This window comes from Niastella sp. OAS944 (genome assembly GCA_024809215.1).
Lineage (GTDB): Bacteria > Bacteroidota > Bacteroidia > Chitinophagales > Chitinophagaceae > Niastella.
Genome location: JANUBW010000002.1, coordinates 887,338 through 903,010 on the forward strand (window position 1 = coordinate 887,338; position 15,673 = coordinate 903,010).

The 15,673-nt window shown below is 44.2% G+C and carries 8 protein-coding genes; 3 read left to right on the plus strand and 5 right to left on the minus strand.

Translation table 11 applies throughout. From position 1 onward, the window contains the following. Positions 1–3: 3 nt before the first annotated feature. Together GGD38_RS14250 and GGD38_RS14255 are read right to left on the minus strand one after the other, a co-directional pair. Positions 4–3,309 (minus strand): SusC/RagA family TonB-linked outer membrane protein, encoded by a 3,306-nt coding sequence (locus GGD38_RS14250; protein WP_375300162.1) that lies wholly within the window; start codon positions 3,307–3,309, stop codon positions 4–6. Positions 3,310–3,660: 351 nt separating this feature from the next. Beyond that, complete coding sequence (locus GGD38_RS14255) at positions 3,661–7,746, minus strand: two-component regulator propeller domain-containing protein (RefSeq protein WP_375300161.1); 4,086 nt, start codon at positions 7,744–7,746, stop codon at positions 3,661–3,663. Between the two features lie 158 nt (positions 7,747–7,904). On the opposite strand from GGD38_RS14255, the gene GGD38_RS14260 reads away from it, so the two are divergent. The 3 genes from GGD38_RS14260 to GGD38_RS14270 all read left to right on the plus strand — a co-directional run bounded on the left by GGD38_RS14260 (position 7,905) and on the right by GGD38_RS14270 (position 11,806). Next, entirely contained in the window at positions 7,905–9,692 is a 1,788-nt protein-coding gene (locus GGD38_RS14260) for a histidine kinase dimerization/phosphoacceptor domain -containing protein (protein ID WP_375300160.1), read from the plus strand. Continuing rightward, the gene (locus GGD38_RS14265) at positions 9,689–10,453 is read left to right on the plus strand and encodes a response regulator (RefSeq protein ID WP_375300159.1); all 765 of its coding nucleotides are present in this window, start codon (positions 9,689–9,691) and stop codon (positions 10,451–10,453) included. The genes GGD38_RS14260 and GGD38_RS14265 overlap by 4 nt, the downstream gene beginning before the upstream one ends. A 180-nt stretch (positions 10,454–10,633) precedes the next feature. Further along, positions 10,634–11,806 carry a glycosyltransferase gene (locus tag GGD38_RS14270; RefSeq protein ID WP_375300158.1) on the plus strand — a complete coding sequence of 391 codons (1,173 nt, stop codon included), beginning with the start codon at positions 10,634–10,636 and terminating at the stop codon, positions 11,804–11,806. 41 nt (positions 11,807–11,847) lie between these two features. Here the strand turns inward: GGD38_RS14270 and GGD38_RS14275 are convergent, their stop codons facing one another. The 3 genes from GGD38_RS14275 to GGD38_RS14285 form a co-directional block, all read right to left on the minus strand. After that, entirely contained in the window at positions 11,848–12,426 is a 579-nt protein-coding gene (locus tag GGD38_RS14275; RefSeq protein WP_375300157.1) for a hypothetical protein, read from the minus strand. Between the two features lie 106 nt (positions 12,427–12,532). Beyond that, positions 12,533–14,515, minus strand: a complete 1,983-nt coding sequence (locus GGD38_RS14280) for an OmpA family protein (RefSeq protein WP_375300156.1) — start codon at positions 14,513–14,515, stop codon at positions 12,533–12,535. Between the two features lie 134 nt (positions 14,516–14,649). After that, positions 14,650–15,660 carry a PorP/SprF family type IX secretion system membrane protein gene (locus GGD38_RS14285; protein ID WP_375300155.1) on the minus strand — a complete coding sequence of 337 codons (1,011 nt, stop codon included), beginning with the start codon at positions 15,658–15,660 and terminating at the stop codon, positions 14,650–14,652. Positions 15,661–15,673 lie beyond the last annotated feature (13 nt).

The following is a 15,673-nucleotide window of genomic DNA, read 5'->3' on the forward strand; positions in this document are numbered from 1 at the left end:
TTGTTAGAATTGAATGTTCAGTCCCACGTTGAAAGTGCGTATGAGTGGATACAGGTAACCCATATTGTTCTTACCTACATCGGCCTGTTCGGGATCTATTCCATCAAGCACTTCATCATCCCAGGTAAGTAAATTATTCCCGTTCATATATAAGCGGATTCCCTTTATATTGGTGCGTTTCAACAAGGACGATTGCTGTTGAAAAGTGTAACCCAGCTCCAGGTTCTTTAAGCGTTTAAAGTCATTGTTCTTTAACCAGAATGTACTTAACGGGTTATTGTTTGCCTGGCCGCCGCTGAATGAAATGGCGGGGTAACTGATCTTCTCACCATTGGCAAATTTCTCGGCCGTCCAGCGGCCATCGTATGCATATTGCAACACCTCGCCTACGTTCTTGGCAAATGGTGAGCTAAGAATATAACCAGATTGTGGAAAAGAACCTTTTGCTGTTCCAATGAACAGGGCTGAAATATCGAACCCTTTATAAGAGAAGCCTACGCTTAGGTTATAAGCTACCTGTGGCAGGTTGCTGTAACCAATAGGCACGAGGTCTTTTTCATCGATGATGCCATCACCGGTTACATCGCGGTATTTAAGATCGCCGAGGCGGGCATTGGCGCTATATTTATTAAATGGCCGGTTGTTCAATTCGCGCTGGGTATTATAAAATCCGTCGGCTATTAAACCTTTATACTGCCCAATTGAAAAACCGGTTACGTTCATCCAGGGATAAGGGAATGGCGCTTCTGCCTGGTACTCAATTTTATTACGGGCAAATGAATAATTTCCTTTTATGAAATAGGTCACCTTGCCAATTTCATCGTTCCAGCCGGCTTCTATTTCAAAACCTTTATTGCTTACGCGGCCCAGGTTCAATGGCGGAGTTTTGTCGCGTATAACACCAAAATTCGCAGGCACTACGCCTGAAGTTACCAAAATGTTATTCCGTTTTTCCTGGAACAACGACCCTGTTACCGAGAGTTTATTATTGATAAATTTCAGCTCGGCCGAAAGGTTTGTTTTCCGCGCCCGCTCCCAGGTAACATCTGGGTTACCCAATGTAGATTCTTCTGCACCGGCAAAAAATGGATTACTTGTTGATCCATTGCTGTTGCCAAACCAGTAACCACCTGAATTCGTTGACCAGGTATTGGGCAAATACAAATAACGCCTGCTGCCTATTTGGTCATTCCCTACCTCACCATACGAGCCCCTGAACTTTACCCAGGTAAGCCATTTATTGTTTGGAAAGAATTTTTCGTTCGATAAGATCCAGCCGGCCGACACCGCAGGGAAATAACCAAAGCGTTGTTCGGGGGCGAAGTTCTCGGTACCATTAATACCCATATTAAATTCAACCAGATACCGCTCATTATAATTATAGGTGGCACGCCCCACCAAACCCATTAAACCCGAGGGGGTATTATACGCCTGTGCATTACCGGCGCCATTAGCAGCTGTATACCGTTGTGCATTACCCAGTACGAGGGCCGATACATTATGGCCGCCAAAGCTGCGGTTATAATTAATGGCCGCTTCTATATACAACTTACGCCATGAACTATTACCCACGTTATCTGAAGTGCTTGAAGGCGTCACCTGCCCGCCGATGAATATTATATTACCGGGATTCTTTGGATCGCGCATGGCGCTGTATTGCGGTATAGGGTTTGTTTGTGAATAGCCTTTTGTATAGCTGTCGTCATAGGCCACGGTCACATGCGATTCTAACCCATGCGTTAAATAACCCATGGTATGCCGCAAGGTTACTACACTGTTGAGCGTAGTGGTATACATGGTGCGCATACCAGAGGTTAACAGTTGCGCCAGTGGCGTATAACCCGTTCCACCTTTCAAGCCTAACGGGTTGGTAGGGTCGCCGCCTAAACCAATAAAACCGGTTACCAGTTTGCCATCTACAATACCCGGGCCGGTAAAAGGACTATTCTCTAAAATGTTTTGAATAATTGCCTGGTACCTGTTGGCAAAATCGCTCGTTGTGGTGCCTGCACCCGGCGCCTTACCTATACTCGACTGGCCACCCAGGTTAACACTTAACTGAAAATTCTTTGCAACATCTATATCGAAGTTGGAGCGGAAATTATAACGCTTGTAACGGGGATTGTTGTTAGCGCCGCCATAATCGGTGTTTGATAAAATACCATCCTGTTGAAAATAGCCCAACGAGGTAAAGTATTTCACCCTGTCGGTACCGCCTGATACATTGAGATTGTATTGTTGTTGCCGGCCTACGCCACCAAACTGTTCTTTATAATAATTATGACTGGTATAATATAAGGCCGGACTATTCTTCAGGGCTTCCTTTTGGTCGGCAGAAAGAGTGCCCATAGCATCTACTTCTGCCGGCGTATAGTCGCGGTTGTTTTGGAACTTCCATATTTCATCATCGGAGAAAAGAATATTATCGTAACTGCGGTCACCGGCGGCCTGTGCATTGCGAATGGCTTCGTTACGCAGCAAGGCAAACTGGTACGAGTTCAGGGTTTGAAATAAAGCAGCGGCTTTGGTAAAACCCTGGTTGGCCGAAAAACTGAACTGGGGTTTATTGGTACGCCCTCTTTTTGTGGTAACGATAATTACGCCATTTGCGCCACGAATACCATATACCGCTGTAGCCGATGCATCTTTTAATACACTTATGCTTTCAATTTCATTGGCATCCATAGCGTTCAGTATCAGGAACGGCTGCTCGGCCGGTTGTTGAATACCATCTATTACAATCAGCGGGTCCTGACCATTTAGTGTGGCAATACCCCTGATGCGAATGGTGGTGTTGTTCAAACCCGGCTCACCGGTAGCCTGCACGCCGCTGATGCCGGCCGTGCGGCCAATAAGCATATTTGAGATATTCGCTACCGGCGTTTGAATAAGGTCCTTGCCCGAAATAACCCCAACGGCGCCGGTAACGGTTGGCGATTTTTGTTTACCATAACCCACAATCACCACATCGCCCATTTGCTGGTAATTGGGATTTTCATCCAGTTGAATATTCAACAAAGTTGCCGAGCTTACTTTTTGCAACTTGTTGAAATAGCCAACATAAGTGAATTGTAAAGTAGCACCCGAAGGAACGGTTATTGTAAAGCGCCCCAGGTTGTCGCTTACCGTCGATTGGTTTGAATTTAAGATCGATATGGTGGCTTTGGGCAACGCCTCACCATTTTTACCGGTAATGGTCCCCTGCACTTTAATAGGGTCCTGCGCCAGGCAAACACCTGAACAACTCAGGAAGCCTGCTAGCAGAAAAGTAATTAAGCGCCTGAACCGGGAATGTGCATTCATTCTCATATAGCAGTTTTTAATTAGGCTTTCGTTTTGGTTAATACGTTGGATTACAGGCACTAAAATATCTGCATTCTACCATGTTATGTAGGGGGGAAATTGTAATAAATGGGGGTGTAATTGGTAAAAAGTTCAATGTTCATAGTTCATAGTTCACAGGTGAGGGCTACCTGGCGTTCTTTTTTTGGCATTCGCTGTTATTGAGTTATTCAGTTTGGAGTCTCGAGTCTCAAGTTGCCAAGGCTTCGTTGCGCAAAAGTTTCACCAATAAAAAGGCCTTCCGGTATGCCGAAAGGCCTGTCTGTATTTCCTTGTCAACCTGTTAACGTGTCAACTTTTCAACTCCTCGTCAACTTATCAACCCTCCCTTTTTACATGAAATTGATTGTTAAATGAATTCCGGTACTTCTTGATGTACTCCGAAGGATTCATGCCAAAAAGTTTATTGAATTGGGTCCTGAAGTATTTGATATCGCTGATGCCCACTTCAAAGGCGGCCTGGTTCACATTGCATTCCCCTTTTAACATCAACTCCGCCGCTTTCCGCAGCCTTATAAAACGAATAAAATTCGTGATCGACTGGCCACTGAGCAGCCTGATCTTTTTATACAGGTTCGAATGGCTCATACCCATTTCCTTTACCAGCACTTTTATGGTGAACTTTTCGTCGGTAAGATGCCGCTCAACAATGGCGATACAATTTTGGAGGAACTCCCGGTACTCGGCACTCACCTTTAAACTGTTTTGCTTTAAGGTGATCTCATTAAAGAAATAATTCCGCAACTCACTACGCGTTTTGAAAATATTCTCCACTTTGGCCAGCAGCAGGTCTTTATCGAACGGTTTGGTAATATACAGGTCGGCGCCTTCTTCTATACTTTGCAATTCAGTCTCCGGGCCGCGAGAGGCAGTAAGCAGCACCACGGGAATATGGTTCAGAGCAGCGTCCTTCTTTATTTTCCGGCACAGTTCTATGCCATCCATACCGTCCATACGAATATCGCTAATTACCAGGTCGGGGAATTTCGTTTGAACCATGGTCAATGCTTCCTGCCCGTTCTCCGCCTCCATAACATCATATTTGTCTTTCAGCATCTGCTGTAGATATTGTCTTATGGCTTTGTCATCATCAGCGATCAGCACACTGGCCCGGTCGGTAACCGATACTTCGGGTTTGTTTTCTGTAATGTCATTGGTTTGTAGCTCCTCGGCTGGTTCCGCCAGCAATTCTTCCAGTATCACCGGTTCTTTTTGCGCTTCGTCTAAAATAGTTTCATTGGCGAGGTGCACTTTTCCTTTTTGCAAAATAATACTGAAAGTGGTGCCAGCGCCTTCTGTAGTTTGAAAACTAACGAAGCCTTTATGTGCCTCTATAAAATGACGCACCAGGTATAACCCAATGCCAAAACCCGGTTTCAATGGGGCGCGGGAAGAAGGGGCCTGGTAGAACTTTTCAAACAGGCGGGCCGTTGCCTCTTCAGGAATGCCGCAACCCGTATCCTGCACCTGCAATTCAACGGTATTGTCAAGTTCCTTAACGGTAAAATTTATAGTGCCGCCCGGTGGGGTAAACTTTATAGCGTTTGAAATTAGATTATACAGCACGATCTCCATCTTCTCCCGGTCAACATACAACTCAATGTTGGCATTGTCGCAATTGAAAACATAATTCAGGTGGTTCAAGCGCGCCTGTTGCACAAAACATAAATACACTTCATTACACAGATTATAAAAGTTATGTTTGGCAAAGGTCATTTTATCGGCTTCCACATCGGCTTTTCTAAAGATCAGTAACTGATCAACCAGGCTTAGCAGGCGCCGCGCATTCCGGTAAACGATACCCAGGTCTTTTTCGGTGTTAGTGCTCTCCTGTTTGCGCATCAGGTCCTTAATGGGGTTTATGATAAGCGTTAACGGCGTGCGAAACTCATGCGAAATATTGGTAAAAAAAGAATGGCGTTTATCATTGATCTCTTTTTCCTTTTCGGCATTCAGGTGCGCCAGTTTTATCTCATACTCCAGATTTCTTTGCCTGGCTTTATATTGGTAGTAAACATAAATGAGCGACGATGCTATTATAAAATATAATGCATAAGCCCACCAGGTACGATACCAGGGTGGCAGCACAATTATTTTTAAAGTAGCTTCCTGCGTATTCCAAATACCTTCTGCATTGGTTGACTTTACCCGTAACCAGTAAGTGCCTTCGCTGATATTATTATAATTGATCGTGCGCACGTTACCGGGATAGTTCCAATCTTTATCCCACCCCTGCAAAAAATACGCGTAATTCACTTTTTCGGGTGAAGAATATTCCAATGCAGTAAAATGAAAAGAAAGGATGGCTTCATTATAAGGTATCCGTAATTGATTGATGTAGTTGCTGCCGGCCCATACAAAACGGGGCACTTCTGCCAGCGGTTTGTTGTTCACCCAAATAGCAGAGAATAATAGCGCTGGCATAAAGCTCCGCGTTATCACCTGTTGTGGGTTGAACACGTTAATGCCATTGATGCCGCCGAATACCAATTCACCCGATTGCAGTCGCAATGCAGCGTTATAACTGAACTGATTGCTTTGTAATCCATCGCTTTGATAAAAATTCCGGAACTGCTTTTTCACCGGGTTGAACCTGGATACCCCGTTAAATGTGCTTATCCATAAGTGTCCATCGCTGTCTTCAAGTATATTCAGCACCGAATTATTGGTGAGGCCATCGGCAGTTGAGTACCTGATAGCTACATTCCCTTTTTTACGATCGAACAGCAACAGACCGCCGCCCTCGGTACCTACCCACAGGTTATGATGGCTGTCTTCAAAGATGGCCCGCACCGGTTTGCCTGTTTCATAATAAATATGTTGCTTCTTTTGCTTGTCGAGCTGTATCAACTGGTGGGAGTTGCCTACCCATAATGCGCCGGTATGGTCTTCTGTAATTGCAATGAGATCGTTCAGTTTTGAATCAAATTGTTCAAAGCGGTTTTGCGAACGGTTTAGGCGGTATAATTTTCCGTTACCAAATGTGGTTGCCCAAAAGTTCTTATCGCGGTCTTCGTATAACAGGCAAACATTTTTATTTTCCTCGCCTTTTTCGTTGGTGCATTTATAATGATCAAACGAACCGGTAACACTATTGAAGCGATTGATACCGGCGCCAAAACTTGCGATCCAGATATTACCAAGATGGTCCTGCCTTATACTGCTGACTGAGTTACTACTTAACGAGCGCGCATTGTTTACCTGGTGGCAATAGTTGGTGAACCGGTTATCCTGTCTGTTCCAAATGCTTAGCCCCCCGCCATCGGTACCAATCCACAGATCGCCGTTTTTGTCTTCATAAAACGAAGACACAAAGTTGTTAATAAGACTGTTCCTGTCGAACGGATTATGCGTAATTGTCAGAAAACGGCTTTTGTGCGCGTCAAGCACATCAATTCCGCCTTTAAGCGTTCCCATCCATACCCGGCTTTCTTTATCAACCAATACACTATATACCGATTCACTCGATAGCTGGTCCTTGCTTTCACCCGGCAACAAATAATTAAAATTGCCGGTAAGTTTATTCAGCACGTTTACGCCCCCACCCTGTGTTCCTATCCATAAATTATTATGAGTATCGCTGCAAAGGCTCACGGCTTTGTTTGTACTAAGCTCACCGGCCGCTTCTTTATAATGTTTAACTATTTGGTTGGCAGCAATATTATATTGGTACAATCCTTCGTCGGTGCCCAGCCAAATACTGCCTGCATCATCCACTTCCATGGTAATTATAGAGCGTAATGAATCATTGACCGGTTGAATAGCCTTCCGGCTCTCGCTATAAAAACACAAGCCCAGGTTCTCAATAAACAGCCATACTTTTCCGGGTTTGTCTACGTAAACGGCCTGTACATTATACCAATAGGTTTCTTTTCCTGTTATGCGCACTGGCAGTTGCACCGCAGCGTCTTTATCGTGCTCTTTTAAAAACAATCCCCAACCATTGGTACCCATATATACATTTGCGGTAGCGTCTGATTTAATGGTATTGATGCTACAGGTGATCTTTTCGCGTTGGGTGCGGGCATAGTTAGGATGAAAGTATACCGGCGAAAATCGATCGAAGATGCGATTGTACACGGCTACGCCCTGCCCCGTGCCAACCCATATATTGTTATTCCGGTCTTCGTGAATAGTATAAATATAGTTATGCGGAATGGAACCAGTATCGTTGATCTTATTGCGGAATACCCTAAACCCATAGCCATCATAGCTGTTCAACCCGTCGTAGGTGCCAAACCACATAAGGCCATTATGATCCTGGTAAATACATTGTACTGAGTTGTTCGATAACCCCTGTTGAATACCTAAATGAGAAATTACGGCGCCATTATACGCCCAGCCTTTACAGGAAAAGAATAGTTGAAGTATAGCAAATAGTATATATCTGCAATAGATATTCATAAGCGTTTTGGTTACAATCGTTACGGCTACTTACCTGTGAATTGTAAATCTAACAATTTTTAATCATAGGTGTGTCACCGTTTTAAAGTATGCTACACCTATGATATAAAAACAAAATATCATCTGATAATCTCAAAATCTCTTACTATTTTTATTTAATGATCCGCCGTAGTAATAGCCTGGTTCTGTTTCTGTTAATTTTATTCATTTCCCCCTGCTGCCTTGCACAAAAATGGCGTATTCAAACCGATAGCCTGCTGCGTGCATATAAACAGGCTGTTACGCCCACCCAAAAAGTAAAACCGCTTACCGAGGCCGCTTTTGTTTTTTTGCTGCAAAGCCCCGATACAGCTATGCTGTTATACAATGAGGCTGAAAGCATTGCAGAAAACAGTGGCAACGATACCGCGCTGGCCATGGTGTATGCAGGCAAAAGCGCCGTATACCTTATAAGGGATAACAATGAACAAACGCTGGAGTATGCGTTAAAGGGTTTGAAGATCAGCGAACGCACGCAATTACCACCCGATGTACTGGCAGCTTTATACCGAAAACTGGGTTATGTATATCGTAATACCAACAAAAACCAGCAGGCCATTGAGGTATATAAAAAAGCGCTGGTTTATTCCCGATTGTCGAACAACCTGTACGATATGGCCACCACCTCTTCGAACATAGGGAACATCTTCAATGCAAATAAACAGTACGACAGTGCGCTGGTTTACCATGCAAAAACCCTGGAGGCCGCACACGCCGGTAATTTTAAAGATATCATTACCCGCACTTATATACAGATCATCAATTCTTATAATGGGCTGAAACAATATTCCAAAGCATTTGAGGCCGTGGCCGATATGCAACCTTACTTAAGCAATGTAGACGTAACCCCAATTACCAAAGGATTGGCTTATACGGTAATTGCAAAACTCGATATGCGGCATGGTACACCACAGCACCAACTGGCCAGCCGCTACCTCGATAGTATGAAAAAGCTGATGACCATCACATCGCCGGGGAAAGACAACCTCATTGATTATTACCTAAGCCGCGCACTGCTTGAATTCAGTGTTCAACATTTCGACTCAGCCTCGGCTGCTCTGGAACGGTACGATGAATTGAAAAAGGTACGCGACGATGAGATAATCAGCGGTCATGTTCAGGAATTGGATGCCCGCTATGAAACCGGTAAAAAAGATGCACAGATAAAAGACCTTGCCGAAGAAAACCGCCTTAGAAAAAAGTTGCTGATCATTTCACTTACGGCATCGGGCATCTTCCTTGCTCTTTTGTTTTGGGTTTGGCAACAGAACAAAAAGATCAAAAAACAGGAAGGGCATTTGAATTACCTTATGAAAGAATTGCATCACCGGGTTAAGAACAACCTGCAGATCGTAAGCAGTTTACTCAACCTGCAAAGCGCCAAAATAGACGATCCCATGGCGCAAAAAGCGTTGATGGAAGGCCAGCATCGCATTGAAGCAATGAGCCTCATACATCAGAAACTATATCAAACAAAAACAACCAGCCGGGTGAACATTCAGGAATTTATTACCGAGCTGGCCGAAAATCTGATGCATGCCTATGGATACAAAGCCCATAACTTTAACCTGCAACTACAGATAGATGTTAAAGAACTGGAAGCTGATACAGCCATCCCTGTAGGCCTTATACTAAATGAGGTAGTGACCAATGCGTTTAAATACGCTTTTAAAAACATAAACGACCCCGCTTTATATATAACCCTGAAGGAAACAGCGCAAAAACTGCAGCTAACAATTGCCGATAATGGCCTTGAACTTACGGAGAAGGCCTGGAAACAATCTGCTTCCTTTGGCCGTCTGTTAATACAGTCGCTCACTATGCAACTGGAAGGCTCAATGCAATTGAATTGCGATTCGGGTTCAGTTTTTATTTTTGCATTCCCTGTAAAACCGTTACACGCATGAACGACCAAGTAAAAATTATGATCGTGGAAGATGAGACCATTGTAGCGCTGGACCTTTCTATGCGTTTGCAAAAAGAAGGCTATGAGGTGGTAGGTATTGCCGCCAGCAGCGACGATGCCCTGGCACTTTTTACTGAACATAAGCCCGACCTGGTGTTAATGGATATTAATATCAAGGGTAAAAAAGACGGTATTGAAACAGCTGCAGCCCTTAAAAAGATTCAGGAAGTACCGTTGATCTTTCTTACCGCATTTTCACAAAGCGAATATATTAACCGCGCCAAAGCGGTAAACCCTTCGGCTTACCTGGTAAAACCATTCAATAACGACAGTTTACATACCAGCATTCAAATAGCCATTCACAATTTTGCCGTGCTGGGTAAACCTACCGATCCTGCACCTGCCAGCGAAATAAAAGAAGACTCCGGCAAGGAATCCTTGCTTTTCTTCAACAATTATTTCTTTGTTAAACACAATTACCGCTTTAATAAATTCTCTATCGACGAGCTGTTGTATGCCGAAAGCGACAACAACTACATTAAGCTGGTGACCACCACAAAAAAGATAGCGCTGCGGGTATCCCTGCAATACCTGGCAGATAAATTCAAACACCCGGCACTGGTGCGTGTACACCGTGGTTTTATTGTTAACATTAAGAATATCGACAGCTTTAACGAAGAAGAGATCGTCATTGGCCCGCACCAGATCCCTATTGGCAGAAATTACAAAGATGATTTCCTGAAAAGTTTCAGGTACCTGTAATAAAAATTATTGCCTGCCGTTGCATTTCACTCATCCACGAATTAGAAGAATTCATCGTAAAAAGTTGCATACGTACGTATAATTGTTATTTTTACTGCAAACCCAATACCCCTCTACCGGTTACCCCGCCGGTAGATGCCCTTACATGAAAAATTCTACAGTTCTATGCAAGCAGATAGTATGAAAAACCGTAGTAGAATCGCCATCGTTTATTTTGATGCAGCCTCAGGCAATCGCTCTGCCGCTGCTGCTTTAAAAAAAGTATTGCAGAACCGCAATCCCCTATGTCAGGTTCGAATGATCAATATCACCGACATCTTCGGCCATCATCGTGTGTTTGGTAAAGTTGTTCGCGCCGGTATAAAGTATTTTAACCGGCAACTGAAACGCGACCGTGTGATTAACCTGCGTGCACTTATCAACCTGTCGATCAAGTGCCACGACCTTGTTGGGCCCAAAGGCATTCAAAAGATTGCCGGTTACTGGAATTCATTTCCACCCGATATTGTGATTTCCGTTACACCCATGTACAACCCCGTGTTGTATGGCAGCGCCATGCAGGTAAATCCCGGTGTGAAATGTATTACCATTCCGGTTGATTTTGAAGAAGTGCGCAGCCGCTATTGGTTCACCCCAAAAGTAGAACAGTATTATCTCAATGCTACCGATACCTTACAGAAACAAGCTGCCAAAGCAGGTATTTCAGAACACTACCGTTTTCGCATCGCCGGTATGCCGGTTGAAGAAAGTGCTTATGAACTGCCGCCGCCCGATCGTGATGCACAATTACGCACCATTGGCTTGAACCCCGACTGGCCTGTTGGTTTTCTATCATTTGGCGGTCAGGGAAGTGGAAATGTGCTTGACATTACCCGCGCGCTGGCTAAAAAGCACACCAATCTTAACCTGATCGTTATGTGCGGTAAGAACAAGAAATTGTACAGGCAGATCACTGCCCTTAAGCTGCCATTTCCAACCGCCATTTACAGTTATTTACCACAAACGCCTATGCTGTTCCTGCACCTAAGCGATTTTGCTATTGGTAAACCCGGCGCTATGACCATTACCGAATCACTGATCACCAATACACCGCTGATAGCACAAAAAAGCAAGGGCATGAGCCCGCTTCAAAAAGGCAATGAAGAATGGCTTACACAAACCGGCACCGGTATTGTAGCCAAAACACCCGAAGGCATTGCCGCCGCCGTCACTGAAATTGTGAACAATCCCGAATACAAAGAACAAATGGCCGACTATAATCATAAAGCCATTTTCCAAATTGCAGCCCTGATTGAAAAGATTGGAAAATTAAATCAGAAGATACTTAAGCCTTACTCATATGTTACGACTTAGTATCTTTACAAAATGCAGTTCATATTGCAGAAGCTATACAGTTATTGCCTGACTGAATTATTGAGGTATTTTGACCGTAACACTTCATATTTATCAAAATCGGTCCTTAATCCACGTTTTGGATCAATGACAAAAATATTCTGTTGATAACATTCAATGGCAAAGTCAAGCATTTTATCAATGGAAGTAAATTCAAGGTTGCCATAAATTTGAACGGCCGGTGAAATATAGTAGATCTCACCCGTTGAATTTTTCAGCAGGTACATATCATCTTCAAGTGAACCCAATAAAGGCCAGTAATCGTTCATATCTCCCAAATTAGCAGCCAGATATTTCCAACTTAAAAACTCCCTTTTTAGTCGCACCATATCCTGCAGGCTATAAAAGAAGCAATATGGCAAAACATTTAAAAAAACACTACTTATACCCTGTCTGAAATAAGGCGTACCGTTATGCCACTCATACAATGCTATTAACCCCGGATAGGGATTGATATTATTTGCCGAAAGCACTTCAAGTATTTGCGCTGTTGGTAACCCGGGATTTAAATAATGCAAAACCGAAGCACTGCATGCCACCAGTGCTGCCTCCAATTGTTTTATCTTTTCTTTAATAGTCATGTTCACTTTTTCCTGACAAAAATGCCACTCCGTCAAAGCGGAGCGGCATTATTTCAAATTAGGGGTACGTTATCAACTATATCAACATTATCAACTAACTCGTTAACTATTTAACTATCTTAAATTCTACACGTCTGTTCTTCTCACGCGCAGCAGGAATATCCTTACCACGTTTATCCTTCTCTTTCTCCAACGGTTTGGTAGCGCCGTAGCCTTTTGCCATTAATCTGTTGGCATCTATACTGGCATTCACCAGGTATGCTACGCAGGCATCGGCACGCGCCTGTGATAATTCCTGGTTGTATTTGGAAGAACCAATACCATCGGTGTGGGCCGAAATTTCTAAACGCACATTTGGATTGGCTTTCAGATAGGCCACCATATCGTTCATATATCCATATGAATCGGGCGCCACTTCTTTTTCGTTATAACCAAACCTGATATCGTGTGTAACCAGGGTTTCCTGTCCTTTGAACGGATCGGGGATCTTTGTTAAACAACTTTGACCTACATTGATGGTATCTGAACTGGCTGCCACAGAGGCAAGCGCTTCGTTCTTATATGCTTCTTTTCCTGCAAACAGTTTCACTTCTTTACCAGCCTCTGTTTCCAGCACATAATAACCTTCGGCATTGGTGGTTTGCCTGGCAACCGGTTGTCCGTTCGTATTGGTAGCAGTAATGGTTACACCGGCCACAGGCGTTTTGCTTTCGCAATCGATGATCTGTCCGGCAAAGTATTGGTTGTAATTTTTATGAACTGCAAATAACTCAAGGCAGCATAATGAACCGCGGTCGGTACTTATGATAGCATCTTCCAGCAGGTTCTTACCCCGGTTCACAAAGTAGTTGTCGTTTTTTACGGAATTTACGGGGTAACCCAGGTTCACAGCTTCTTCAAATTTGCTACCTGGTGTACCCTTTGCACCAAACAGATCGAAACCACCCATGCCCACACGGCCTTTTGAAGCGAATACCAATGTATTGCCGGCGGCATAATAAAAGGGCGCGCCATCGTCTTCTTTCGAGTTAACGCTCGCGCCCATATTCATGGCTTTACCGGGTTTGCCGTCCTTTAACGGTGCATACCAGATATCGTAACCGCCTTGTCCGCCATTGCGGTTGCTTGAGAATAACAAATATTTTCCATCGGCCGTTACATGCGGCTGACGCGCATCGGCGCCTTCTGTATTTATAGTACCATCTACCAACACCGCGGGCAACCAGCCATTGGCGGTTTGTTCGGTGCTATAAATGGCGAATGTTTTTGTACCATCTTTTGCCGTGTTCCAACCGGTAAAGAACATCTTCTTACCATCGGGTGTAAAACTGGCTACGCCCTGGTGGGTGCCGATGTTTCCAGTAACCGGTAGTTTTTGCGCTTCGGCAAAACTACCACCGCTTTGCGCCGTTGTATATAATGCGTTGTTGTACTCGGTCATTTTGCTGTGCTCATCAACAGCGCCACGGGTAGCTGTAAAAACCAGGGTGCTTGTATTCATCCACGCGGCAGCATAGCTGGCGCCTTCTTTATTTACCTGGGTATTCAATTTTTCTACTTTCACATTGCCTGTACCCTGTTGCAGTTGTTGTTGAATGAAGTTGCAATTGGCCAGCTCCTGGGTTGCTTTGGCTTTATAGTCGGCCGCAGGTTTTGTTTTCAGGTACTTCTCCAGTTGTTGCTCCGCCAGGTTGTATTTACCGTTTGCCCGCAAACAAATAGCATATTCATACAACGCGTTGGGGTAAGCAGTGGCATCGAGGTCGATCACTTCTTTATAGTACGTTTCGGCATGACTGTAATCCTGCAGTTTGAAATAACAATCGGCCAGGTTGTGCAACAATTCCACTTTAGGGTTTACAGCCCTGGCGGTTGAACCAGCAGCTATTTTCTCTACCTGATAAGGTGCATACCCGTTTTGTACCTCTTTATTTCCGGCCAGTGATTTTTCATAATACTGCGCAGCGGAATTATAATCACCCTGTTTATAGAATTTATCGGCAGCCTTTTTGTAATTCTTTACATATTGCGCCTGGGTAGCAGTTAATGATACTGCTAGTCCTGATATGATAATGATGTGTTTGATCATACTTTACAATTTGAGACCGTGAAACGGCAAACGTGAAACGTGAAATTCCAATTTCAAAACTCAAAACAAATTGCGACTTTCCGCTTTCTGCCTTTGGCTTGCAGCTTATAGCTTACAGCTTGCAGCTTTTCTTATTACATAGCAGGACAAACAAACGGTACTCGCTTAGCCTTAACCGCTTTGCTGCCGATTATAGATAATGATAATTCAAAACTATTCGACTTGCCACTGATCTTTGAAAGATCGGAAGTACCTACATCATAGCTTACGCCCAAAACAAAATTCTTATAATATACACCGGCGTAAGGCACCAGCGCATCTTTAAAGCGGTAGTTAGCACCCAGTAAGAAATCGGCATCATCGTTTATCTTGCTTTGCACATAAGCACCTACCATTTTCTCGCTGGCTTTGCCCTGGCGCATGTATAATAAGTTGGGGGTAATACTTAACACTTCAGAAATAGTGAACATAGCGCCACCATGTGCGGTATACCGTACCGGCATACGTTCGGGTACGCCATCGGTGATGAATGGGTCTTCGGGGCGCGTAAGATGAAAAGCGCTCAGGCCCGCAAACAGGTTCATCTTTTTACCGGGCGTTGCATCGTAATACATAATACCGGCGCCTGCATCGAACGAAGTACCCGAAGTTTTGCTCATTACTTCATCGGGCTGAATGTTTGGGTTGAACTCACCGGTTGAAGGATCGAACTGATTGCTGGTGGTAAACTTCGACTGGTCGAAACGGCGGTTGATAATTCCCAATGACATACCCATAGAAATACGTTGGTTACCATCTACCCCGAAGCGTACCCCCGAATATGCCATCGACAAATTAGCCGTGAGGTAATTGTATCCGCCTTCACCCACCTGCTGGTTCATAACGTTCACACCCAGGTTCACATTCTTGCTGGTGGTAAAATCGGCCGATACGCCGGGAGTAACGTACGGACTGGTAATATCCGCCCATTGACGGCGATAGATAGCCGTAACGCGGTAGTCGCCATCCATAACACCCGTTAAGCCTGGATTCAGCCACAACGGATATATGTAATACTGCGAGTAGTGCGGGTCTGTTTGAGCCTTCGTGGCAATCCCACTCAGCACACTCATCAGTCCCAAAGCCAATATTGCAAGGTTTCTCATAATAGTCAGTTTT

Coding starts and splice junctions, on each gene's coding strand:
- GGD38_RS14285 (WP_375300155.1), bottom strand. CDS start 15,660: ATGAGAAACCTTGCAATATTGGCTTTGGGACTGATGAGTGTGCTGAGT.
- GGD38_RS14250 (WP_375300162.1), bottom strand. CDS start 3,309: ATGAGAATGAATGCACATTCCCGGTTCAGGCGCTTAATTACTTTTCTG.
- GGD38_RS14275 (WP_375300157.1), bottom strand. CDS start 12,426: ATGACTATTAAAGAAAAGATAAAACAATTGGAGGCAGCACTGGTGGCA.
- GGD38_RS14260 (WP_375300160.1), top strand. CDS start 7,905: ATGATCCGCCGTAGTAATAGCCTGGTTCTGTTTCTGTTAATTTTATTC.
- GGD38_RS14270 (WP_375300158.1), top strand. CDS start 10,634: ATGAAAAACCGTAGTAGAATCGCCATCGTTTATTTTGATGCAGCCTCA.
- GGD38_RS14265 (WP_375300159.1), top strand. CDS start 9,689: ATGAACGACCAAGTAAAAATTATGATCGTGGAAGATGAGACCATTGTA.
- GGD38_RS14280 (WP_375300156.1), bottom strand. CDS start 14,515: ATGATCAAACACATCATTATCATATCAGGACTAGCAGTATCATTAACT.
- GGD38_RS14255 (WP_375300161.1), bottom strand. CDS start 7,746: ATGAATATCTATTGCAGATATATACTATTTGCTATACTTCAACTATTC.